The organism is Saccharopolyspora sp. NPDC049426 (assembly GCF_040676935.1).
In the GTDB taxonomy this organism is placed as follows: Bacteria; Actinomycetota; Actinomycetes; order Mycobacteriales; family Pseudonocardiaceae; genus Saccharopolyspora.
The window spans coordinates 146,265-169,363 of sequence record NZ_JBFAPZ010000003.1 but is presented as its reverse complement, the minus strand read 5'-3'; the positions used below and the strand labels follow the sequence as shown (position 1 = coordinate 169,363).

Genomic DNA, 23,099 nt, shown 5'->3' with positions numbered 1-23,099 from the left:
CGTGCTAGCTTAGTGACATTACGATCGTAATCCAATGCTGGCCGGGCCGCACCAACGCACCTGAGGGTGCGCAACCGCGAGGAGAGGGATGTCATGAGCACGTACTTGGCGGACGAAGCTGAAGACCTCGTGGTGGAGGGTCGCTCGGCGCGCTTCACCTACCGGCGGTTGGGTCCGCGGGGCGGTGTCCCGCTGGTCCTGTTGAACCGGTTCCGCGGCACCATCGACTGGTGGGACCCGGAGTTCGTGGACCGCCTGGCCGCTGGACATGACGTGATCATGTTCGACAACGTCGGTATCGGTTACACCACCGGCGAGCCGCAGGACTCCGTCGAGGAATTCGCCGACGGCGCTGTCGATTTCGTCGAGGCGCTGGGCCTGTCGCAGGTCGACCTGCTCGGCTGGTCCCTGGGTGGTGTGGTGGCCCAGCACGTGGCGCTGCGCCGGCCGGAACTCGTCCGCAGGCTCGTCGTGGCGGGCAGTGGTTCGGGCATGACGCCCGACATGCCTGAGATGGCCAGCCGGGTTCTGGAGATCATGGCCAAGCCGGATGCCGACGAGGACGATCTGCTGTACCTGTTCTACCCCGAGACCGACGCGGCCCGTGCCGCGGGCGCCGAGCACTTGGCGAAGGTGTCGAAGCGACTGGCCGCCGGTGGCCCGGCGGTGTCGGAGACCGCGGCGAACCGCCAGCTGGAGGCGATCGGCAAGGCGTGGTCGGTTCCGTGGGAGCAGGTGCGGGCCAACCTGGAGACGATCGAGCAGCCCGTCCTCTACGCCAACGGCATGCACGACGTGATGGTTCCGGCCCAGGCGTCCTACCTCGCAGTCGAACAACTCGACTCCGCGGTGCTCGTGCTTTACAGCGATGCCGGGCACGCCTTCTTGTTCCAGCGCGCCGAAGCGTTCGCCCGCCAGGTGACGGACTTCCTCGCCGACTGATCGTGCCGCTGACGACCTGTGGAAAGGACTTGCTCGTGACCTCCTTGCGCGACCCGCTGACCTTGCCGTGCGGACAGGTGCTGCCCAACCGGATCATGAAGGCCGCGTTGAGCGTAGCGCTCGGCACCAAGCGCAACGCCCCGGACGAACGGCTGGAACGGCTGTACACGACCTGGAGCCAGGGCGGCTACGGCCTGCTGATCACCGGCAACGTCATGGTCGACCGGACTCAGCTGGGGGAGCCGGGCAACGTCGTGATCGAGGACGAACGCGATCTCGCCGCCCTGACCCGCTGGGCCAAGACCACCCACGATGCGGGTGTTCCGATCTGGGTGCAGCTCAACCACCCGGGTCGGCAGGCGAACCCGCTGGCACTCGGGCACACCCCGGTGGCGCCCAGTGCGATCCCGGTCAGCCTTCCTGGTGCGACCACGCCTCGTGAGCTGACGCCGGGGGAGATCGAGGAGATCATCGAGCGCTTCGCCAATTCCGCGGCGGTGTGCGAGGCGGCGGGGTTCGACGGTGTGCAGGTGCACGCGGCCCACGGTTACCTGGTCGCGCAGTTCCTGTCGCCGTTGTCGAACGAGCGCGACGACGACTGGGGTGGCGATCCGCAGCGGCGGATGCGCTTCGTGCTGGAGGTCGTGCGCCGGATCCGGTCTCGGGTGTCACCGGGTTTCGCGGTGGGGATCAAGCTCAACTCGGCGGACTTCCAGCGCGGTGGGTTCACCGAGGAGGAGTCCCGCGACGTCGTGGCCGCGTTGGCGGGGGAGGGCCTCGACCTGATCGAGATCAGCGGCGGGAGCTACGAGCAACCGGCCATGATGGGCACGGCAGCGGTCAGCACGCGGGCTCGCGAGGCCTACTTCCTGGAGTACGCCCGCACTGTTCGCGGACTCGCCGGTGACATCCCGCTGGCCGTCACCGGCGGTTTCCGGTCCCGGGAGGGAATGCAGACGGCGGTCCACACCGGAGAGTGCGATGTCGTCGGCCTCGGCCGCCCCACGGCGACCACACCTGACGCCGCAGACGTGATCCTCGCGGAACGAGCTGATGCGCTGAGCACGCGCAGCCTGCGCTTCGGCATGCGCGGTGTCCTGGGCAGGGTCGCTGATCTCAAGTCGCTCGACGGAATGCTGGACCTGGGCTGGCACGCCGACCAGCTTCACCGCATGGGCGCCGGTCGTGCGCCCGACCTCGATCGAGGTCGCCTCGCCACGGTGCTCGCCCTGGTCCGCCGCAACGGCCGCGCCTCGTTGCGCCCTCAGCGCAGAGGCGCCCGTTGATCGCGCACGAGAAGTGAGAACGTCCTACAGCGAACGAGGGAAGAACCCATGACCACTTCCGACGACGACTCGGTGATCACCTCCTACGCCGACGCCCCATCACGCACGATCACCACAGGGGATGTCACCTTCGCCTACCGCGAGCTCGGTCCGAAGGGCGGCGTTCCGGTCGTGCTCTTCGTCCACCTGGCCGCGACCCTGGACAATTGGGATCCCCGCGTGGTCGACGCCGTGGCGCGGGGCCACCACGTCATCGCCTTCGACCAGCGCGGCGTGGGAGCCTCCACCGGCACCGCGCCCACCACGGTCGAGGCGATGGCCGACGACGCCTACGCCTTCCTGACCGCCCTGGGCCTGGAGAGGATCGACGTCCTGTCGTTCTCCCTGGGCGGGTTCGTGGCCCAGGTGCTCGTCGAGCGGCATCCCGACCTCATCCGCAGGCTCATCCTGACCGGCACCGGACCGCGGGGCGGCAAGGGCATCGCCAAGGTCCCGGCGGTGACCTTCTACGACACGATCCGCGCCACCCTCACCCGGTCCGATCCCAAGGAGTTCCTGTTCTTCAACCGCAACACCGAAGGCAAGCGCGCCGGTCGGGCGTTCATCGAACGACTCGGGGAGCGCACGGTCGACCGCGATGACCCGATCTCGGTGCGGGCCTTCGTGAACCAGCTCAAGGCGATCACCCGCTGGGGGCTCGCAACACCGACCGACCTGTCGAAGATCACCCAGCCCACGCTGATCGCCAACGGCGACAACGACCGGATGGTCCCCTCGGTGCTGTCCCACGACCTCCAGCACCGGATCCCCGGGTCCGAGCTGATCATCTACCCGGATTCCGGGCACGGCGGGGTGTTCCAGCACCACGACGAATTCGCCCGCGCGGCCGTCGAATTTCTCGACCGGTAGTGCCCAGCGTCTAGTCCTGCTGGGGGAGTTGGGCGATCTCGGTGGAGACGCGGACGAGGAGGCGGCGGGCGTCATCACCTTGGAGCGCGGCGTTCCAGAGGCTGTCGGTGAGGCGGTTGTACAGGGCGACATCCTCGGGGTCGTCGGTGTTGATCTCGGTGTTGACGGTTTCGACCAAGGCGGTGTCGCCCACGATCCAGAATCCGCTCGCGGGTAGGTGGGGGAGTCGTGTGTTGAGCGGGATGATGCCGAAGTGGACGGTGGCCAGCCCGCAGAGGGCGATCAGTCGGTCGATCTGGGCGACCATGGTTTGAGGTGGGCACGGGAAGTAGCGGAGGGCTGATTCGGTGATCAGCAGCTCAACGTGCTTTGCCGAGTCGTAGAGGGCGTGTTGGCGCTCGAGACGGACTTGTACGGCCGCGGCGGTGTCGGTGGGCGTTTGCTGCAGTGCGGCCGCCGTGCTGAGGACGTGATGGGCGTAGTCGGCGGTCTGAACCAGGCCGGGTACGACCATGAGCTCGAAGGCGCGGATGGTGTCGGCGTCCGCTTCGGTGGACAGGCTCTGCTCTTGGCGCTGTCGGTGGCCGGTGCGGAGCTGGCGTTTCCAGTTGGCGGCTTCGAGTCGGATGGTGCGGAGCTCGTCCCGTAGCTCCGTGGCAGCGGGTTCGGGGACCTGTGCGAGCTTGACCCAGGTGAGCACGTCGGCGTCGGTGGCGAGCTGCTTGCCGTTTTCGATCTTGGAGATCTTTGAGGCCTGCCAGCCGGCGGCGGTGGCGAATTCCCGGCCGGAGTAGCCGGCCCGCTCGCGGAGTTCGCGCAGCCGGTCGCCGAATTCGAGCTTGTGCCGTTCGGGTGTGCTCACGTGCTCATCTCGTCGGTCAGGGGGTCGGGACGCCTGTAAAGGGTGCCGCATGGCCCCACGCGATGTCGCGCCACCTGCGGTGCTGGGCGAGCGTGTCGTGGTCGTCGAGCAGTTCGGCCGCGATCATGCCGTCGTCGTCGAAGTGCATGATCGCCACCAACGCATCATCGAAGAGCCAGAAATCGTGACCGGGCAGGTTCAGCCTGTGCCTGTCCTTGGTGGACAGAACGCGGATGTCTTCCCCGGCCTCAGCGTTGGCGGGTGCAGCCCACATCTCGAACCGCAGGTAATCGCTGAGCGGATCGGTGAGGGCGCGCACGCGTGCGAAGCGTCGGCCATCGTCGGTTGCGCGGCGGACGTTTGCCAGCCAGTCGGTGGTGAAGGACATGTCCGGTTCCTCGCCCGCGAGGAATTGCCGGAACGCTTCGGCTTCATGCGGTTCGCGGTATTCGGCCTGGCACTCCCATCGCCAGGCAACCTCGTGGAACGTCTCGAAGAGGCGCCCGAAATCACGGCCGCGGACTAGTTGTGTCATTAGGAGTCTTTCGGCGCGAACGACAGCAGGGCGGCGGGGATCTCCACCGCGGTCTCGGTGTCGGGCATGCCGCGGTCGTGCAGCGCGACCAGCGCCTCAGGATCGGTGATCTTGTAGCCCTGCACGACGTAGGTGCCGCGGTCGGTTGCGTAGAGATTCGGGCACGAGCCGTTGATGCTCGTGGACCCCAGGAAGGTGAGCTTCATCGTTCCTCCATGATCGCCGGCACAGTGAGCATCATGCAAGCAATTCAAGCAATGGTCAACGCGCCATCTGGGGATCCGGCAGGTTATTCGCCCGGATGGGTGCGCCTGGTTCCCTCGACAGGCTGCCGCACGGTCGGAAATTGCTTGAATTGCTTGAGATTGCTCGCCAAGGGCGGGATCGTGAACCGCATGGAAGAGAGTGATGAGTACGCGTACCGTCCGCATCCGTTCAGCTGGATCCCGGCAGAGGGGTATCGGCACGCCACCGCGGGTAAGCGTCCGGCCGGGGGTTGGCGCAACGGTGAGGTGGTCGGCACGTTGTGCGGTGTTGAGGGTCTGGCAGCGTCGCTGGGTACGGCAGCGTGGTTGTGGGAGACCTGCTCGGAGTGCGATGTCCGGGCTCACGAACTCGCGGCGAAGCCCGTGGTGGGGGCAACGTGACCGGCGAGCATGTGCGGCTCGCTGCGCAGATGCAGTTGGCGATCGCGATGTTGGTGACAGCGGTCGACGACGTTGACGCAGGGCACTACACAGTCGGCGAGCTGGGAAATCTTGCCGATGGCCTCGACCATCTCGTAGCAGCGTTGCGCAACGGCAATGCTCGCTCTGCGGCCAATCACGAAAGGCCTGTGGTCCTCGACGGTGAGCGGGTTGACGCCACTTCGAGGGTTGGCGCCGAGATTGATGCCTCAGCTGCGTCCCGACGTGGCTGAGGTGGCAAATCCACGCGGCGCAGGTGTCCCATCGGACCGGGAGGGTTGCCGGTCCGATGGGACGGAGTCCTGCGCGTCTCGGTCAGGAGAACTGGATGCCGCCGTCGATCATCACCGACTGGCCCGTCATGTAGTCCGAATCGCTGGAGGCGAGGTAGGACACGAACGACGCGACGTCCTCGGGGACGGAGACGCGGCCGAGGTGGATCAGTTCCGAGTACTTGTCGATGGCCGCGCCCTTGCGGAGGCCTTCGTGCTCGGCGAGCTTCTCGTCGATGTGGTCCCACATCGCGGTTCCCACGATGCCCGGGCAGTAGGCGTTGACGGTGATGCCGTACTGCGCCCACTCCATCGCGGCGGCCTGGGTCAGCCCGCGCACCGCCCACTTCGAGGCGGAGTAGTGCGCCAGCAGCGGGAACGGGCGGTAACCGACGATCGAGGCCGCACCGATGATCTTGCCGCCGCCGCCCTGCTTGATCATCTGCTTGGCCGCGGCGTTGTAGCAGAGGTAGACACCGCGCAGGTTGATCGACATGAGCTCGTCGAACTCCTCCGGCGTCACCTCCAGCAGCGGCTTGACCTGGGCGACGCCGGCGTTGGCGATCATCACGTCGAGCCGGCCGAGCTCGTCGGCCACGCCGTCCACCATGCGCTGCACGGCCTCAGGGTCGGCCACGTCGGCGATCGCGACGGCCGAGCGCCTGCCCAGACCGGTGATCTCGTCCGCGACGGCCTTGAGCTGGTCGCTGTTGGCCTCGATGTCGTTGACGGCGACGTCGTGGCCGTCGGCGGCGAGCCGCAGCGCGATCCCCTTGCCGATGCCCCGGGCGGCACCGGTGACGAGCACGACGCGCGACTTGTTGTGAGCAGCCATGGAGTTCTCCACTTCCTCGTGGCGGTTCATGCCCGAGCGCCGTCGTGGGGCGGTGTCCGGGCGTGAGACTTGCCGGAACCGATGTCGGGCTCGCGAGCCCGGCGTGTGGTCCCGTTCACATCACCAGCGAGGCTAGGCAGGCAGGCTCGCCCGGGTCAGGCGTCGGTTGTCTCAGTTTGAGACAGCCGAGGCCGAAGCGGATTTCGTCTGTCCACCTCAGGCTTGGGCGGGGTGATGCGCGCGCACCCGCGATTGGGAGGCGCCTGTTCTTGGACGTGTTTTGGATGCTTCTCAGGGCTTCGCGGTCGCCGATCCTGACGACCTCGCTGAGCAATACTGGGGCATGTGCACCGCACGCGACCGGATCGAGCAGCTCCACCCGCAACCCGAGAGCGCGTAGCCGTGCATCGTCGGGTCGCTGGTCGTGGTCTCGCCGTGGATCAGCGGTGAGTCGATCGTCTTCTTGACACCGGGGCCACTTGACCGCGGTGGGTAGCTCAGGGTGGATCGGCTCAGCCGCTCATGGCTTGAGCCATGCGTCGAGACATCTCCTCGTCGGACACGTCCTCGACGTGCGTGGCGATGCTCCAGCAGTGCCCGAAGGGATCTTCGAACTCGCCGCTTCGATCGCCGTAGAACTTGTCCTCCACCGAGTTGAGCACCGTGGAGCCGGACTGGACGGCCTCGTTGAACACCCGGTCGACGTCTTCGACGTACACGTAGAGCATCACGGGCGACCCGCCGATGGATTTCGGACTGCGGGCGCCCATGTCAGGTGCTTCATCGGCGAGCATGATCACCGCGTCGCCGATGGTGATCTCAGCGTGCGCGATCTTGCCGTTCTGCATCGGCATTCGCATGCGCTCGGTCGCGCCGAGCACCCGGCAGTAGAAATCGATCGCGGCTTTGGCGTCGTCGACGCACAGGTACGGTGTGACCCGCGGAAAGTTCTGCGGGATCGACTGAACATCCGTCATGGTTCCCCCTCGTGTGAGCGGCGCGGCCCCGCGCTGGGCGCTTCGGGGGCGCCGAGTGCGAGGCTACGCGGCTCCTGCGAGGTCCGCTTTCCGGCCGCCGTGAGCGGGCGATCGTCGGTTGACGGGCGGAAACCCTGTTGCACCTGGACTTCTCGATCGATGTTGGGCTGACCGCGTGCGGCCGAATCGGTCGCGAACACCTCTTTCCACTCGCCGGCCCGAAATGGTGCGCGCTGGTGCGGCTCTCGTCGGCCGACGACTTTCGGCCGCTCAGTCGCAGCGCGCGGTCATGCCGCCGTCGACGACGATCTCGGTGCCGGTGACGAACCTGGACTCGTCGGAGGCCAGGAACAGCGCGGCGTGCGCGGTGTCGAGGCCGTCGCCCATGAATCCGAGCGGGATCCGGGACAGTCGCTGGGCCAAGAGCTCGTCGACGTTTCCACCGGTGCGTTGCCCGGCCAAACGGGTCTCGACCATCGGGGTGTGCAGCTGGCCCGGAACCACCGTGTTGACGCGAATTCGGTCCGGTGCGTGTTCGACGGCGGTGACCTTGGACAGCTGGATCACCGCTGCCTTGGAGGACGCGTAGGCGACTTGTGGAGACCCCGTGAACCGCAGCCCTGAGGTCGATGCGACGTTCACGATCGCCGCGGAGCCGCGTTCGCGCATCACCGGGATCGCGTGCCGGCAGCCGAGGTAGGCACTGGTCAGGTTCAACTCCAGCTGTGCACGCCAGCCCTCCTCGTCGAGATCGGTCGGGCCTCCGTGCTTCGAGCCGCCGACGTTGTTGACCAGTACGTCGAGTCCTCCGAACGTGTCGACCGCTGCGCGCACCATGCCTGCCACCTGATCGGAATCGGTGACATCGCAGGCGTGTCCCTGCGCGATGCCACCTTCCTCGGCGATGAGTTCCAACGTCGCCCCCAGCGCCTCCGGGTCGCGATCAACCGCGAGCACCTGGGCACCTTCGCGGGCGAAGACGTAGGCGGTCGCACGCCCGTTTCCCCATCCATCACCCACGCTGCCCGCACCGGTGACGATCGCGATCTTGCCGTCCAACCTGCCGCCCATCACGCCCGCTCCTGATCTTCTCCGCCGGTGTTCGGGCTGCTCGGGGGTTCCTCCTGTCCCACTTCGAGCGCCACGAGGACCCGCGACACGAGGTTGTAGGCGCCGACGGTGACGGTGAGCTCCACGACCTCGCGCTCGTTGAAGTGCCGGCGGAGGGAATCGAAAACGTCCTCCGGAACCGAGACTTCAGCCGTCATCGCATCGGTGTAGGCGAGCGCGGCGGCCAGTCGCGGTTCCAGCCGGTCCGAGCGCGGTTCGCCGCGCAGCACTGCGAGGTCGGAATCGGTGAGACCACCGGCCTGGCCGAGCGGCTCGTGGGCGTCCCACTCGTACTGCGCGTCGTTGAGCGCGGCGACCCGCAGGATCGCGAGCTCGCGCACGTCGTCTGCCAGAATCGTGCCGGACCGGACGGCGCCGAGGAAGTCGTTCCAGCCGTCGGCCAGCGGTGGGCTGTGGAGCAGCATCAAGTCCAGGGGCCGCAGCGTGCCACCACGGCGAGTGCGGATCCGATCGATGATGGGCCCGTCCGGGCCTGCCGGGGTGTCGGAACTGGCGTAGTCCAGGCGGGCCATGGGGCTCCTAGTCCTCGTCGTCTTCACGTTCGGTGTTAGAGACAGGGGTGCCGCCGAGAACCGTCATCTCCGAGGCGCTGTGCGCGATGAGCGGCGGAGAACCAGTAGGACGATGTGCGAGCCGCGGTCAGATGTTGGTGACGTCTTCACGATCCTGCCCGCCGGCGGCACGCAGCTCCGGGTTCGCCGCGCGAATGGCGGCGGCGTGCTCGACGTGTTCGGCGGCCAGCCTGGCGGCCGAGGCGGCATCGCCTTCCCGCAAGGCTTTCAGGATCGCGTCGTGGTCGCGTTGCAGCGCCTCGGCGGCGTCCTTGCTTCCCCAGATGGTGGCAGGCGGGGTGAAGCGGACCCACAGCGTCTCGACGTATTGCAGGACCAGCGGCGATGCCTGCTCGTAGATCGTGAAGTGGAACTGCTTGTTGAGGCGTGACAGCTCGGCGGGAGCGGCTCCGTCACGGAGCGCGCGGTCGATCTCGGCGTGCTGTTGCTCGATCTCCTGCAGCTTCTCCGGAGTCATCCGCTCGACCGCCATCTCCGAGGCCACGGATTCCACGGCCGCACGCAGCCGGTAGAGGTCCGCCGCGGTGTCCGGGGTCATCTCGCGGACCGAGGCGCCCTTGTGGGTGGAGTAGACGATCATGCCGTCGGCTTCCAGGATGCGCAGCGCTTCGCGGACCGGTGTGGGGCTGACTCCGTACCGCTTGGCCAGGACCGTCTGCTTGATGAGCTCACCGGGCCGGAGCGTGCCGGCCGCGACGTCCTCGCGGATCCGGTCGGCGACCCAGGCGGTGCGGCTCTGAGGAGGGGAGTCCGCGTTGCCGAAGCTCATGTGTCGCCCTTCCGTTCGTGCACCCGTGACCAAGCGGTCAACAGTCTATTGCCTATCGACTTACCCACGGTAACCGAGTCTAATCCATGGACAACACTCTATAGAGTATGTAGCTTCTTGGCTGCCGCCAACGAGGGCGGCCCGATCACCTAGCGGGAGAAGTCCATGGACGCACAGACGGGACTGACCAGGCACGTCGCGCAGTGGATCGTCGAGCAACAGGCGCAGCCGCTGCCGGCAGACCTGGACCGTCACCTGCGCCGGTTGACCCTCGATGCCGTCGCCGGCATGGTCGCCAGCTCGGTGAGGCCGGTGTCCGTCGCGGTCGCACGCCACGCTGCGGCCCTGTATCCCGGCGACGTGGCGACCTCGATCGGGCACGGGAGCTCATCGGTGCTCGGTGCGGCGCTGGTCAACGGCACCAGTGGCCACGGCATCGAGTCCGATGAGGGGTACACACCGGGCAGCATGCACCCCACCTCGGTGGTGCTGCCCACGGTGTTCGGCCTCGGGCAGAGCATTGGCGCCGATGCGGAGCGCGTGCGGATGGCTGCTGCCATCGGCATGGAGCTGGCGTGCCGGATCGCCGCTGCCGGCCACCCCGCCACCCGCAACCGGCACTTCCACAACACCCCGCTGGCAGGCGTTTTCGGTGCGACCGCTGCGGCATCCGTGCTCCGCGGACTGTCGGAGGACGAGACCGCGAACGCGCTCGGCATCGCCGGTTCGCACGCTGGCGGGTTGTTCGAGTTCCTCAGTGGCTCGGCCGAGGTGAAGCGCTTCCACCCCGGGAAGGCGGCGCGCGATGGCATCGCCGCGGCGGATCTCGCCGCCGCGGGACTGACCGGGCCGACCACTGTCTTGGAAGGGACCGACGGCTACTTCGCGGCCTATGCTGGTGCGGTCGGCGAGGCGTGGTTCCCAGAGCGCATCACCGACGGGCTCGGTCAGGAGTGGGTCCTGCTGAAGACCTACGTCAAGCCCTACCCCTGCTGCCGCCACCTCCACGGTGCCATCGACGGTGCGCTGCAGCTGCGGCGCGAGCACGCGATCGATCCCGCTGACATCACCGCGGTGAAGGTCGAGACGTTCCCGATCGCCGCTCGGCACGCCGGAACTGACATGAGCACCACGCTGCAGGCGCAGCTGAGCCTGCCTTACACGGTCGCCACCGCTCTCCTCCGCGGCGCGGTGACCCTGACTGATTTCGATCCCGCAGCGCGCGCCGACAGCGCTGTGCGGGACCTGATGGAGCGCATCTCGGTGACTGTTGATCCAGATGCCGATGCCGCTTACCCCCGGTCGGGCCGCCCCGCCCGGGCGACCCTCGAGCTCGGCGACGGGCGCACGCACACCACCTGGGTGCAGCACCCGTACGGAGAACCGGCGAACCCGCTGTCCGATGAAGCGCTCGAGGACAAGGTGCGCGGATTGTGCGAACCGGTGGTGGGTCCGGCGGCGACCACCGACCTCATCACCGCTGTCCAGGCCTTCGGCGATCTGGGCTTCCTGGCCGACATCGACCGGGCGATCCGGTCCAGCGCACTCGTCGTCGGCTGACCAGCGCGCCCCCACCACGACCGACCACCGGACCACTTGCGAGGAGCCATCCAATGAAGGTTGGTGTCGAAGCGCTGGAGCTCACCTACGGGGAGCACCGAGCGGTGAAGAACTTGGACCTGACGATCCCCGACGGCAGTTCCGTCGTCCTCTTGGGCCAGTCCGGGTGCGGGAAGACGAGCACCATGCGGTGCATCGCCGGTCTCGAATCCCCATCCGGCGGTCGGATCACCATCGGCGACCGGACCGTGTACGACGGCACGAGAGGCACGTCGATCCCGTCGCACAAGCGCAACGTCGGCATGGTCTTCCAGTCCTACGCCGTGTGGCCGCACATGACGGTCCTCGACAACGTCGCGTTCCCCTTGAAGATGAAGGGTGTTGGCAGAGCCGAAGCCCGCCGCCAAGCGATCCGCGTGCTCGAGGTCGTCGGCCTGGAGCACCTGGGCGAACGCGGAGCGAGCATGTTGTCCGGCGGCCAGATGCAGCGGGTCGCGCTGGCGCGCTCGATGGCCATGGAGCCCGCGGTGCTGCTGCTGGACGAACCGTTGTCCAACCTCGATGCGCGGTTGCGCGACGAGCTGCGGGTCGAACTGCGCAGGATCCAGCTCGAGCGCGGGCTGACCAGCCTCTACGTGACCCACGACCAGCAGGAGGCCCTCGCGTTGGCCGACCGCATCGCCATCATGCAGGGCGGTCGGATCACCCAGCTCGGGACGCCCGAGGAGATCTACGCGGCTCCGTCCAGCGCGTCGATCGCGAGCTTCCTCGGCGTCACCAACGTCTTCGAGGTCGCCAGCCTCAACGGGAACAGCGCGGAACTATCAGGTCAGGGCGGCCGGCTCGTGGTCGACGAGGCCGAGGCCGGTCAGGCGGGCACGCGCTTCGCCTGCATCAGACCCGAGCACGTCCGCGTCACTCCGGCGGCCACGGCCGAGGAGGGCAGTGCACGTCCGTCGAACCGGATGAGCGGGACCGTGGAAGTCGCTGTGTTCCAAGGCTCTTCGATCCGCTGCACCGTGCGCACCGGCTCAGGCCTGGCGATCGAGGCGATCTGCCCTCCGCCGGCCACCGGGACGCTCACCACCGGATCCGCGGTGTCGATCGATGTCGACCCGCGTGCTGTCCGGCTGCTGCCCGAAGACGTGACCGAGGTCCAGCAGGCGCAGGAGGTCGTCGCGGTATGACCACCACACCGACCAGACCCGCGCGCCCTGAAGCCCCGATGGGTCGCAGACGCCGCAGTCCTGTGCCGCTGCGTACCCGAGTCCTCGGGCTGCCGTTGCTGGCCTTCGTGTCCTTCCTGGTCCTCGTTCCGGCCCTGCTGATCGTGGTGGCCGCCTTCGCCACCGACGTGCCGCGGCCGGGAAGTGCCGACCTGTCGTTCACGCTGGCGAACCTGCGGGTCCTCGCAGCTGAAGGGGTGCTCACCGCAGCGCTGAACTCGCTGCTCATCGCGGCCGGCGCGACGGTGCTCGCGCTGCTGATCGGCGGTTCGCTGGCCTTCCTGGCGGCGCGGACCAACGTCCGAGCTCGCGGGTTCCTCTACTTGATCGGCCTGATGCCGCTGTTCCTGCCGTCCTACGTGGGCGCGTTGGCCTGGTCGATCCTGGCCAGCCCGGGGGCCGGCCTGATCAACGTGGCGGTCCGCGACTTAGGTGGGACCGGGCCGGTCGTCAACGTCTACACGATCGTCGGAGTCGTCGTCGTGATGGCGATGTACTACGCGCCCTACGCCTTCCTGATGATCCACAGCTCGATGTCGCTGATGAACCCGGACCTCGAAGACGCCGCCGGCGTGCACGGCAGCGCGCCCTGGCGGACGATCCGTTCGGTCACCGTGCCGCTGTCGCTGCCCGCGATCATGGGCTCCGGGTTGCTGATCTTCGTGCTGGTCTTCGAGAACTTCCCGGTCTCCCAGGTGTTGGCGACGCCAGGTGGGATCGACACGCTGCCGACCTTCATCTACAAGCTGATGAACTCCACTCCGTCGCGGGGCAACGAGGCGGCGGTGATCGCGATCGTGCTCGTCGCGGTGGTGCTGGCGGTGACGTGGATGCAGCGCCGCTACCTGGCCAAGAGGTCCTTCACGACGGTGTCGGGCAAGGGCGTGAAAGCTCGGAAGATCGCGCTCGGCCGGTGGCGCACTCCGGCCCTGGTCGCCGCTGTCGTCTACTTCGTTCTGTCGATCGTGCTGCCGTTGTCGGCTCTGCTGTTGTCGGCGGTTCGAAGTTCCCCGTACATGAGCTCGTTCGTCTCGTTGACCGAGCCGGGTGCTGTCGATGTCAGCTCGTTCTCCGAGGCGGTGTCGTCCGAAGGTTTCCTCGGCGCGGCCACCAACAGCGTCGTGGTCTCGCTCGCCGCCGCCTCCGCCGGCACGGCATTGGCCTTCGTCGTCGGCTACGTGGTCTACCGGACGAAATCGTGGGGTCGCGGTGCGCTGGAGAACGTGTCGATGGTCCCGCTGGCCATTCCCCACGTCGTGCTCGGGATCGGTTTGCTCTGGACCTGGCTGGTCATGCCGTTGCCGGTCTACGGCACGCTCTGGGTGCTGATCATCGGGTTCGTCGCTGTTCAGATGCCCCAGGGATTCCGGGGGATCGCCGCCTCGATCCGCGCCACCGACCGCGACCTCGAGGACAGCGCCGTGATGCTCGGTGCTCACCGCAGCCGGGCGATCGCCGTGATCACCGTGCCGCTGCTTCGGGTGTCCGTGCTGTCGACGTTCCTCCTGCTGCTCATGCTGAGCATGCGCGAGCTGACCGTGCCGTTGTTCCTCTACACCACCGACACCGAAATCCTGTCGATCGCCATCTACGACCAGTTCGAGAACGGCGGTGCGCTCAACGAAGCCTCCGCTACCGCGCTCATCTACTGCGCGATCATGTTCCTGCTCAGCTACCTGCCCCGCCGGTTCGGTGCGGGCTCGGGAGGCCACGGTGCCTGAGACGACCCAGTTTTCCCACGTCTGCTCCGGTCAGCGGCGCGGCACCGCGATGTTGGCCTTGATCACCGCCGCGATCCTGCTCGTCTCGGCTTGCGGGGGCTCGGTGCACAACACACCGACCGCTCGTGCGGCCAAGCTGCTCGCACCGGCGCAGGTGGACACCAGCAACGGTTTGACCATCGATGGTGAGCAGATCGCCGACAAGGCGCTCTACGACGCCGCGAAGGGCAAGAAGGTCGTGCTGTACTCGGCAGCGGGCAAGGAGGCCGAGGACCTCACCGTGGCGCGGTTCACCGCTGAGACCGGCATCCCGGTCGAATTGACCCGCTTGCCGAACAACAAGCTCGCCGAGCGGGCGTTGTCCGAGCACGGGGCAGGTCGTCTCGGAGCCGACGTGATCCGGCTGACCGACCCCCGAACGGCGCGGAACTTCGGTGAGGCGGGGCTCTACGTGCCGTACCGGACGCCCTTCCACGACAAGCTGGCAGCAGCCTGGGCCACGGTCGATGCCAACTGGTTCCCGGGCTACTACTTCGTGAACGCGATGGCCTACAACTCGGCCATCCACACCGAGAACCCGCCGAACGGTTGGGAAGACCTCACCGATCCGAAGTACCAGGGCGAGCTCGGCATCGTGGCGATCACCACGGGTGGCACGTTGAGCGCGCTCACGCGGTTCCAGATCGAGCAGTTCGGGGTCGGATTCCTCGACCGCTTGGCCGCGCAGGATCCTCGGGTGTTCAACTCCACCTCGACGGAGGTGGATGCCCTCGCGCGCGGCGAGATCTCCATCGCGACCGTCAGTTTCAACAACGCGTTCGGGGCGCAGACCAACGGTGCGCCGATCCGGCTGGTCGTCCCGAAGGAAGGCGTGTCGGCCTCGGAAGGTCCGCTGGGCTTGACCCCGAAGGGGGTGGACAACCCGGCCGCCCAGGTCTTCGCCAACTGGTCGTTGTCCAAGTCCGGTCAGCGGTTCGTCGGTTCTCAGGGTTTCGTCCCGGTCCGCACCGACGTGGGCCCGGTTCGCGCCGGGGAGTACGAGCTGCCGACCGCCGACTCACCACGCTTCCACTTGCTCGACGAGGAGGGCTTCGCCCGCCACGCGAAGGCCGACCAGGCGCTGTGGAAGCAGAAGTTCAACTTCATCGGTTGAAGTACCGTTCGAAGAGACAAGGAAACTCCCGCATGACTTCGACCCTCGACCGCTCGGCCGATGACGACCTCGCACGCAACGAACTGCTCGAATCGGTCAACGCGTTCGCCGCACGACACCTGGCTCCAGGCGCGCTGGAACGGGCACACGACCCGAGCTACCCCTGGGACATCGCAGCCCAGCTGGGGGAGCAGGGCCTGTTGGGACTGACGATCTCCGAGCACGACGGCGGGCAGGGAGCCGGGTTGGCCACCGCGGTGGCGGTGATCCAAGCGGTGGCCCAGCACTGCCCGAAGAGCGCGGACATCCTGCAGGCGGGCAACTTCGGCGCCATCCGCACCTTCGCCCAGTTCGGTACCCCGGAGCAGAAGGCGGCGTACCTCCCGGACCTTCTCGCCGGTCGAGGTCTCCTCTCACTCGGCATGAGCGAGCCCGAAGCCGGCTCGGCGGCGACCGAGCTGATCACCAGTGCCGTCGAGGACGGTGACGACCTCATCGTCAACGGCACCAAGATCTGGGGCACCCACAGCGTGGATGCGACGTTGTACCTGGTCTACGTGCGCTTCGGACCCGGCACGCGCAACATCGGTTCGGTGCTGGTGGAACGCGGCGATCCCGGTCTCGAGGTCGGTACGCCGTCGGCTTACATGAGCGGCGAGACCTGGGCCCAGCTCTACTTCGAGGACTGCCGGATCCCGAAGTCGCGGATCCTGCTGGGCCCGGGTGGTTTCAAGAAGCAGATGAGCGGCTTCAACGTCGAGCGAATCGGCAACGCCTCCCGATCGCTGGCGTTGGGCAGGCTCGCGTTCAACCTCGCCCGCGAGCACGTCTCCCAGCGCACCCAGTTCGGCCGCACGCTCAACGAGTTCCAAGGTGTGCAGTGGGCTTTCGCAGAAGCCGCGGTTGCTTTGGACTCGGCCGACGCGCTGCTCGCCCGGGCGGTGGCCAATGCTGAGGACGGGATGCCCTCCGCGTACGAGACCACCGTCGCGAAGTACGCCGCCAACACCGCCGGTTTCAAGGCGGCCGATGCGGCGATGCAGATGATGGGGGCGCTCGGCTACAGCACCGAGTCGCTCGTGGAGTACTGCCAGCGCCGGACCCGCGGTTGGATGATCGCGGGCGGGTCGTTGGAGATGATGAAGAACCGCATCGCGGAGGAGATCTTCGGTCGGCGGTTCCCGCAGCGGGCGACGTCGTGACCGATGAATCGGGACGGGTTGCGCACCGGGTCCGCGGTCGGATCGTTCGCCGACGTGGACCTGGTGGTGGAGGCGGTCTTCGAGTATCCCGACGTCAAGATCGCCGTGCTCGAGGCCGCCGGTGTCGTTCGGCCGGACGTGCCGTTGACGACCAACACCTCCTACCACGACATCGACGAACTGGCCGCGGCCGCACCCGATCCGGAGAGGGTGCTCACGGCGGCGGCGAACGAGGCGGCCCTCGTGCTCGCGGAGGGGATCGCGGCCAGACCCGGGGACATCGATGCCCTGATGACGTTGGGCTACGGCTTCCCGGAAAGCCTCGGAGGACGTGCCAGGTGCCCGGCCGTCAGAGCAGCACCGCGTGCTGGGCGACCGAGGCCACGATTCGGCCGTCTCGATCGAACAGCGATCCCCGGGCCAGCCCGCTGCGCTCGCCGGCGGCCGGGCAGTCCTGCACGTAGAGGATCCAGGCGCCTGGTTCGAGGTCGGCGTGGAACCACATCGCGTGGTCCGCGCTGACCGCGGGCCGGTGCAGGTCGGCCCGTTCACCGCGGGCGCGGGCGATCACCGGCACCAGTGAGCGGTCCGAGGCGAACGCGAGCACCGCGCGCTGCAGGTTGTCGTCGGCGTCCGGCACCGCTTCGGCGCGCAGCCACAAGCAGCGCGGCGCGCTCGCGTCGTCGGAAGGGTCGTTCACCGGGCGCACGTCCAGTGGGCGGGAGGCGGTGCGCCAATCGCCGTGCGGAGGAAGCCGCACGCCGTCCGCGGGCAGACCGGCCGCCCTGCGCTGCGGCAGCGAGGGAAGGGATTCGGGGTCGGGCACCTGCGGCGGCCGGATCGAACCGGTGGGAGGACTCGGTTCGCCAGGACCCATCGAGACGAATCCGGTGACGAGCTCGCGCCCGGCCTGCTCGGCGCTGACTGCGAGCACCGTGCGGCTGCGGCCTGTGCGGATCGTTCGGACCGGATAGGAGATCGGCTCGCGGGGACGTCCCGGGCGGAGGAACTGGACGTGCAGGGATTCGACGTGCCGGTCTGCGGACGCTTGCGCGGCGGCGAGCACGAGTTGGGCGAGCAGATGACCGCCGAAGACGCGTTGGTCGAACCCGGCGGTGGGGAGACCGACGAATCGCGCGCCCTCCGAGCGGAGCTTGATCCGATCGGCGAGCGGGGTCCGGTTGACCACGCCGGGCAGAGAGGTCTCGTCACCGTGGCGGGGCCCGTCGGCGAATTCGGTGTTGATGTGGTCCACGACGCAGACACTACAGGGAATACTCTATAGAGTATCGAGTAGGTCAGAAGTGAAGTTGACCCGTCCGGTTGGAACGTTCCGCATTCAGTCAGGAGAGCCGATGCCTCAGAACCCGAACGTGACGGCGCTGGCCGCACCGCTGCTGCACCCCGAATCGGTCGCGATCGTGGGGGCCTCCGACGACCCGAGGAAGACCACTGGCCGTCCCCAGCGCTTCCTCGCCGCGGCGGGGTTCACGGGAACCGCCTGGTTCATCAACCCCAGCCGGGAGACGGTGCAGGGCGAGAAGGCATACCCGAGCCTGTCCGCGCTGCCCGGCGTGCCCGACCACGTCTACGTGATGACCGGTGCCGAGGCGGCTGTGGACGCCGTGGCCGAGGCATCTCGTCTCGGTGTGCCGGTCGTGACCGTGTTGTCGTCCGGGTTCGCCGAGGAAGGGGAGCAGGGCCAGGCCCGTGAGGATCGTTTGCGCGCTGCCGCGGCGCAGGGCCCGACCCGGGTGGTCGGCCCGTCCAGCCTCGGCGTGGTCAATCCGCGCAGCGGGGTGATGCTCACCGGAAACGCCGCGTTCGGCGAGCCGGACACGCCCACCGGCGGGATCTTCGTCGCCTCGCAGTCCGGCAGCCTGATCGGCGCGCTCGTGTCCCGGGCGCGCGAACGCGGGATCGGATTCGCCGGCCTGGTCTCCACCGGAGGAGAGGCAGACCTGTCCCTGGGGGAGATCTGCTCGGCAACGCTGGACGACCCGGCGATCACCTCCTACGCGCTATTCCTGGAATCCCTGCGGCACGCCGGGGACCTCGCCGAATTCGCGGCCGCAGCGCACCGCGCGGGCAAGCCCGTCGCTGTCTACAAGCTCGGCCGCTCCGACGAGGCGCGCGCCCTCACGGTCTCGCACACCGGAGCTTTGGCAGGTGAGGACAGCGAGGCCGAAGCATTCTTCCGCGCATGCGGTTTCGCCCGGGTCTCGACCTTCGAAGGACTCTGCGAGGCACCCGCCCTGCTCGAACGGGTCCCGGCCGACGGTCCGGCCAGGCCCCGGGTCGGCGTCGTCACGACCACGGGTGGTGGTGCCGCGATCATGGTGGATCAACTCGCGTTGCGCGGTCTGTCCGTGCGCGGTCCCAGCCACGAGCTGGTCGAGCGCATGGCTGATGCCGGAGCACCGATCCCGCACAGCCTGATCGCCGATCTCGGCCTCGCCGGCGCCAGGCACGACGTGGTTTCGGCCGCGCTGCGGGAGTTGCAGGACTCCGGCGAGTTCGACCTCGTGCTGTTCGTGATCGGTTCTTCCGCGCGGCTGAACCCTGAGCTGGCGGTGCAGGCGCTCGCCGAGCGCGGTGGGCACGCGGTCCCGGTTGTCGGGTTCGCCCTGCCCGAGGCCCCGGAGGCCGCCACCATCCTCGCTTCCTCCGGGGTGCCGGCGTTTCGCACCCCGGAATCCTGCGCGGACGCGATCGCAGCCGCGTTCTCGCGGCAGTCGGCGAGGATCGTGCCGGAGTCGGTCAGCGGGCTACCGGGCGGCACGCCCGAGCTGCTCGACGAGCAGGATTCCGCCGAGCTCCTGGCCTCCATCGGCATGCCGACGCTGCCCGCGATGGCGCTGAAAACCGCCTCGCTGGGCGAGGACGTCGCGCTGCCGTTCGCCTACCCGGTCGTGGTCAAGGCTCTGTCCGACCAGCTCGCGCACAAGACCGACGCCGGCGGAGTCGTGCTCGGCGTGACCGACGCCGAGGGGCTGCGCGACGCGGCCCGCACGATCGTCGAGGAAGTCGCGCAGAAGGCCGGCATCAACGTCGACCGCGTGCTGGTGCAGCCGATGGCCGACCCCGGCGTCGGTGAGGTGCTGATCGGGTATCGCCGCAGCGCCGACGTCGGCCCTGTCGTGGTGCTGTCGACCGGCGGAGTCACAGCGGAGATCTACGACGACAGCGCCGTGCGGCTCGCTCCCGTCGATCGCGAGACCGCGCACGCGATGATCGGCGAAGTGACCGGCTTGAAGGTCCTCACCGGGTACCGGGGCGCGAGTCCAGGCGATCTGGACGCGCTCGCCGACGCCATCGTCGCCTTGTCCCGGCTCGCCGTCGAGCAGCCGTCCGTGATCGAGGCCGAGGCCAACCCGGTGCGCGTGCGCACCGACGGCGTCGTCGCCCTCGACGCCCTCGTCCGCTGCGTCAAGGGAACCGACCGTGCGTGAGGCGTTGCGGACGCCCGTGGGCGGGTTCGAGCTCCGCTCGTGACCGCCTGGCCCGTCGCACTCGTCGTGCAGGCGACGTGCGGGCAGGCGTTCTGGCTCGGCATCCGGGTCGTCGTCGGCTACCGCGCGCTGGAGGCCGGTGGCGGCCCGGAGTTCCTGGGCCTGCTCGCGACGGCGTTCGCGGCGCCCGCGTTGGTGGCTTCGATCCCGGCGGGGAAGATGACGGACCGCCTCGGCGGCGCCGGCGTCGCAGCCGTCGGGCTGCTGCTGAGCGGGACCGGAGCGATCGTGGCCCTGCTCGATGACGGGCTGGCGACGCTGCTGGCCGGTGCGGTCGTGATGGGCCTGGGCCAGCAACTACTCATGGTGGGGCAGCAGACGTTCATCGCCCACGTCGGCGCCGGTAGCGACGCCGCGTTCGGAACCTTGACGGCTGCGTCCTCGATCGGGCAGATGATCGGGCCACCGGTGGTGACGGCGGTGCTGACCGTGGAAACCGGTGCGGCCACCGGAACCGGCGGCGGGCTGGTGGCGTGTCTGCTGTTCCTCGTGCTGGCGCTGCCGTTGACGCCGCAGCTCCTGCGCACCGACCGCGCACTGCGGTCGCAGCGTCCCTCTTCGGCGGGCGAGCGACCCGGGACGAGGGGGCTGCTGCTCCTCCCGGGCATGTGGCGGTCGCTCGTGGTGAGCGGCGCGGTGCTGGTCACGCTCGACCTGCTCTACGCGTTCATCCCGGTCTGGGCGGTCGAGCAGGGCGTGGATCCCCGGGCCGTTGGGTTGCTCCTCGCTCTGCGCGCGGCGGTCTCGCTCGTCACCCGGATAGGTCTGTCCCGGCTGGTGGTCCGCTTCGGGCGGCTGCCGCTGATCGCCGCTTCGGTACTCGCCGGCGCCGCCGCACTGGGTGGCCTGCCGCTGGTGGGGGCGTGGGGTGCGGTTCCGGTGATGGTCGGTCTGGGTATCGCGCTGGGCCTGCCGCAACCGCTGACGATGGCGTGGGTGACGTCGCTGACCCCGCCGTCGTCACACGGTGCGGCTCTCGGGCTGCGCCTGACCTTCAACCGGTTGGCGCAGGTGACGCTGCCGTTGCTGGTCGGTGCCGTTCTCGGCCCGGTCGGCGTGGTCGGTGTCTTCTGGGCGAACGCGGCACTCCTGCTCGGAGCGGCGGGCAGCGTCATGGCCCGGCGACCACGCGACTGACGCCACTCCGATGGCATGTCGTTGCGGACTACTGCTCAGGTGCAGATCGCTCCGTTTGCCGCGGAGCCGACCAGCTTCGAGTACTTCGCCAGCACCCCCGTGCGGTGGGGCGGGGTGCGCGGGGTCCAGTCGTTGCGCCGCTTTTCCAGTTCTTCCTGCGGGACGTCGAGGTCGAGGGTCTTGGTGGCCATGTTGAGCACGATCGGGTCGCCGTCCTGCACCAGCGCGATGGTGCCGCCGTCGGCCGCTTCCGGCGCGACGTGGCCGATGCACAAGCCGGTTGTCGCTCCGGAGAAGCGGCCGTCGGTGATCAGCAGCACGTCTTTGCCCAGCCCGGCGCCCTTGATCATCCCGGTCACGGCGAGCATCTCCCGCATTCCGGGTCCACCGCGCGGGCCCTCGTACCGGATCACCACGACGTCGCCGGCGACGATGGTCTCGTTGGTGACGGCGTCGAGGGCCCCTTGCTCGCCATCGAACACCCTGGCGCGGCCGCGGAATTCGGCGGCGTCGAAGCCCGCGGACTTGACCACGGCGCCCTCCGGGGCCAGTGAGCCGCGCAGGATGGTGATGCCGCCGGTCGGGTGGATGGGGTCGTTCATCGCGTGGATCACGGTCCCGTCGAGGTCTGGCGGGTCGATCTCGGCGAGGTTGTCGGCGACGGTGCGGCCGGTGCAGGTGAGGGCGTCGCCGTGCAGGAGGCCTGCGTCGAGCAGGGCCTTCATCACCACGGGCACGCCGCCGACCTGGTCGACGGTGCTCATCACGTGCGCGCCGAAGGGCTTGACGTCGGCCAGGTGCGGGACGCGCTCGCCGATGCGGTTGAAGTCGTCGAGGGTCAGCGGCACCTGCGCCTCGTTGGCGATCGCGAGCAGGTGCAGGACGGCGTTGGTCGACCCGCCGAAGGCCAGGACGACGGCGATCGCGTTCTCGAACGCCTCGCGGGTCAGGATCTGCCGCGCGGTGATCCGCTTTTCCAGCATCCCGATCACCGCCTCGCCCGAGGCGCGAGCGATGCCGTCGCGCCGCCGGTCGACGGCGGGCGGGCTGGCCGAACCCGGCAGGGCCATGCCCAGCGCCTCGGCGGCGCTGGCCATCGTGTTCGCCGTGTACATGCCGGCGCAGGCGCCCTCGCCCGGGCAGATGGCGCGCTCGATCTCGGTGAGCTCCTCGCGGGTGATCAGCCCGCGGTTGCAGGCCCCGACGGCCTCGAACGCATCGGCGATGTTGACCTCGCGGCCGTCGACGTGCCCGGGCAGGATCGTTCCGGCGTAGACGAAGACTCCGGCCAGGTCGAGTCGGGCCGCGGCCATGAGCATGCCGGGCAGGGACTTGTCGCAGCCGGCGAGCAGGATGGTGCCGTCGAGCCGTTCGGCCTCGACGACCGTCTCCACCGAGTCGGCGATGATTTCGCGGCTGACCAGCGAGTAGTGCATGCCGACGTGGCCCATGGAGATGCCGTCGGAGACCGAGATCGTGCCGAACTCCATCGGGAATCCGCCCGCGTGGTGCACGCCCTCCTTCGCCGCCTGCGCCAAGCGCTGCAGGGACAGGTTGCAGGGGGTGATCTCGTTCCAGCTCGACGCGATACCGATCTGCGGCTTGACCAGGTCGTCGTCGCGCATCCCGACGGCGCGGAGCATGCCGCGGGCGGCGGTGCGTTCGATGCCGTCGGTGACCTGGCGGGAGCGACGCTCGATATCGGACATCATGCCTCCTCGGCTGGGGAGAACGGGACCACAAGGCTCACGATGTCAGTCCTCAGGCGTGCAGGCACGTCTCCCGCGCCGATTTCGCCCCTGAATGTCCGTC

22 protein-coding genes and 1 pseudogene are annotated in these 23,099 nt (G+C 68.5%); 13 read left to right on the top strand and 10 right to left on the bottom strand.

The features are described 5' to 3' along the window. Nucleotides 1-93 precede the first annotated feature (93 nt). The 3 genes from AB0J78_RS06940 to AB0J78_RS06930 are packed head-to-tail and all read left to right on the top strand — an operon-like array spanning nt 94 to nt 3,137. Nucleotides 94-942 (top strand): alpha/beta hydrolase, encoded by an 849-nt coding sequence (locus AB0J78_RS06940; RefSeq protein WP_363787717.1) that lies wholly within the window; start codon nt 94-96, stop codon nt 940-942. A gap of 35 nt (nt 943-977) precedes the next feature. After that, the gene (locus tag AB0J78_RS06935) at nt 978-2,228 is read left to right on the top strand and encodes an NADH:flavin oxidoreductase/NADH oxidase family protein (RefSeq protein ID WP_363787716.1); all 1,251 of its coding nucleotides are present in this window, start codon (nt 978-980) and stop codon (nt 2,226-2,228) included. Nucleotides 2,229-2,276: 48 nt separating this feature from the next. Further along, complete coding sequence (locus AB0J78_RS06930) at nt 2,277-3,137, top strand: alpha/beta hydrolase (protein ID WP_363787714.1); 861 nt, start codon at nt 2,277-2,279, stop codon at nt 3,135-3,137. Between the two features lie 10 nt (nt 3,138-3,147). On the opposite strand, the gene AB0J78_RS06925 is transcribed toward AB0J78_RS06930, so the two are convergent. The 3 genes from AB0J78_RS06925 to AB0J78_RS06915 are packed head-to-tail and all read right to left on the bottom strand — an operon-like array spanning nt 3,148 to nt 4,740. Further along, on the bottom strand, nt 3,148-3,999 hold the full coding sequence (locus tag AB0J78_RS06925; RefSeq protein ID WP_363787713.1) for a helix-turn-helix transcriptional regulator: 852 nt from the start codon (nt 3,997-3,999) through the stop codon (nt 3,148-3,150). A gap of 16 nt (nt 4,000-4,015) precedes the next feature. After that, complete coding sequence (locus AB0J78_RS06920; protein ID WP_363787712.1) at nt 4,016-4,534, bottom strand: DUF6879 family protein; 519 nt, start codon at nt 4,532-4,534, stop codon at nt 4,016-4,018. Then, nucleotides 4,534-4,740, bottom strand: coding sequence for a hypothetical protein (locus AB0J78_RS06915; RefSeq protein ID WP_363787711.1), 207 nt, complete (start codon nt 4,738-4,740; stop codon nt 4,534-4,536). Before AB0J78_RS06915 ends, AB0J78_RS06920 begins: the two co-directional genes overlap by 1 nt. 9 nt (nt 4,741-4,749) lie before the next feature. Here AB0J78_RS06915 and AB0J78_RS06910 point away from each other — a divergent pair, with 9 nt between their 5' ends. Next, on the top strand, nt 4,750-5,181 hold the full coding sequence (locus tag AB0J78_RS06910) for a zinc finger protein (protein ID WP_363787710.1): 432 nt from the start codon (nt 4,750-4,752) through the stop codon (nt 5,179-5,181). Then, a complete protein-coding gene (locus tag AB0J78_RS06905) occupies nt 5,178-5,453 on the top strand; it encodes a hypothetical protein (RefSeq protein ID WP_363787709.1) in 276 nt (91 codons plus the stop codon). The genes AB0J78_RS06910 and AB0J78_RS06905 overlap by 4 nt, the downstream gene beginning before the upstream one ends. An 82-nt stretch (nt 5,454-5,535) precedes the next feature. Here the strand turns inward: AB0J78_RS06905 and AB0J78_RS06900 are convergent, their stop codons facing one another. The 5 genes from AB0J78_RS06900 to AB0J78_RS06880 all read right to left on the bottom strand — a co-directional run bounded on the left by AB0J78_RS06900 (nt 5,536) and on the right by AB0J78_RS06880 (nt 9,776). After that, on the bottom strand, nt 5,536-6,327 hold the full coding sequence (locus tag AB0J78_RS06900; protein WP_363787708.1) for an acetoin reductase: 792 nt from the start codon (nt 6,325-6,327) through the stop codon (nt 5,536-5,538). A gap of 512 nt (nt 6,328-6,839) precedes the next feature. Next, entirely contained in the window at nt 6,840-7,304 is a 465-nt protein-coding gene (locus AB0J78_RS06895) for a VOC family protein (RefSeq protein ID WP_363787707.1), read from the bottom strand. A gap of 270 nt (nt 7,305-7,574) precedes the next feature. Next, a complete protein-coding gene (locus AB0J78_RS06890; RefSeq protein WP_363787706.1) occupies nt 7,575-8,375 on the bottom strand; it encodes an SDR family oxidoreductase in 801 nt (266 codons plus the stop codon). Continuing rightward, the gene (locus AB0J78_RS06885) at nt 8,375-8,947 is read right to left on the bottom strand and encodes a carboxymuconolactone decarboxylase family protein (RefSeq protein WP_363787705.1); all 573 of its coding nucleotides are present in this window, start codon (nt 8,945-8,947) and stop codon (nt 8,375-8,377) included. Before AB0J78_RS06885 ends, AB0J78_RS06890 begins: the two co-directional genes overlap by 1 nt. A 127-nt stretch (nt 8,948-9,074) precedes the next feature. Further along, nucleotides 9,075-9,776 (bottom strand): GntR family transcriptional regulator, encoded by a 702-nt coding sequence (locus tag AB0J78_RS06880; protein WP_363787704.1) that lies wholly within the window; start codon nt 9,774-9,776, stop codon nt 9,075-9,077. A gap of 165 nt (nt 9,777-9,941) precedes the next feature. Here AB0J78_RS06880 and AB0J78_RS06875 point away from each other — a divergent pair, with 165 nt between their 5' ends. The 6 genes and pseudogenes from AB0J78_RS06875 to AB0J78_RS06850 form a co-directional block, all read left to right on the top strand. After that, complete coding sequence (locus AB0J78_RS06875) at nt 9,942-11,336, top strand: MmgE/PrpD family protein (RefSeq protein WP_363787703.1); 1,395 nt, start codon at nt 9,942-9,944, stop codon at nt 11,334-11,336. Between the two features lie 53 nt (nt 11,337-11,389). Continuing rightward, nucleotides 11,390-12,523, top strand: coding sequence for an ABC transporter ATP-binding protein (locus AB0J78_RS06870; protein ID WP_363787702.1), 1,134 nt, complete (start codon nt 11,390-11,392; stop codon nt 12,521-12,523). Then, nucleotides 12,520-14,283 (top strand): iron ABC transporter permease, encoded by a 1,764-nt coding sequence (locus AB0J78_RS06865; RefSeq protein ID WP_363787701.1) that lies wholly within the window; start codon nt 12,520-12,522, stop codon nt 14,281-14,283. The genes AB0J78_RS06870 and AB0J78_RS06865 overlap by 4 nt, the downstream gene beginning before the upstream one ends. Beyond that, a complete protein-coding gene (locus AB0J78_RS06860; protein ID WP_363787700.1) occupies nt 14,276-15,436 on the top strand; it encodes an extracellular solute-binding protein in 1,161 nt (386 codons plus the stop codon). Before AB0J78_RS06865 ends, AB0J78_RS06860 begins: the two co-directional genes overlap by 8 nt. 32 nt (nt 15,437-15,468) lie before the next feature. After that, nucleotides 15,469-16,638 (top strand): acyl-CoA dehydrogenase, encoded by a 1,170-nt coding sequence (locus AB0J78_RS06855; protein ID WP_363787699.1) that lies wholly within the window; start codon nt 15,469-15,471, stop codon nt 16,636-16,638. Nucleotides 16,639-16,641: 3 nt separating this feature from the next. Next, nucleotides 16,642-16,845, top strand: a pseudogene (locus tag AB0J78_RS06850) (3-hydroxyacyl-CoA dehydrogenase NAD-binding domain-containing protein); the annotation flags it as partial. A gap of 142 nt (nt 16,846-16,987) precedes the next feature. Here AB0J78_RS06850 and AB0J78_RS06845 read toward each other — a convergent pair. Continuing rightward, nucleotides 16,988-17,893 (bottom strand): acyl-CoA thioesterase domain-containing protein, encoded by a 906-nt coding sequence (locus tag AB0J78_RS06845; RefSeq protein WP_363787698.1) that lies wholly within the window; start codon nt 17,891-17,893, stop codon nt 16,988-16,990. Nucleotides 17,894-17,993: 100 nt separating this feature from the next. On the opposite strand from AB0J78_RS06845, the gene AB0J78_RS06840 reads away from it, so the two are divergent. Then, complete coding sequence (locus AB0J78_RS06840) at nt 17,994-20,090, top strand: acetate--CoA ligase family protein (RefSeq protein ID WP_363787697.1); 2,097 nt, start codon at nt 17,994-17,996, stop codon at nt 20,088-20,090. 39 nt (nt 20,091-20,129) lie between these two features. Continuing rightward, nucleotides 20,130-21,287 carry an MFS transporter gene (locus AB0J78_RS06835; protein ID WP_363787696.1) on the top strand — a complete coding sequence of 386 codons (1,158 nt, stop codon included), beginning with the start codon at nt 20,130-20,132 and terminating at the stop codon, nt 21,285-21,287. A gap of 35 nt (nt 21,288-21,322) precedes the next feature. Here the strand turns inward: AB0J78_RS06835 and ilvD are convergent, their stop codons facing one another. Then, nucleotides 21,323-22,996: a dihydroxy-acid dehydratase gene (ilvD, locus tag AB0J78_RS06830; RefSeq protein WP_363787695.1), complete on the bottom strand. Its 1,674-nt coding sequence runs from the start codon at nt 22,994-22,996 to the stop codon at nt 21,323-21,325. Nucleotides 22,997-23,099 lie beyond the last annotated feature (103 nt).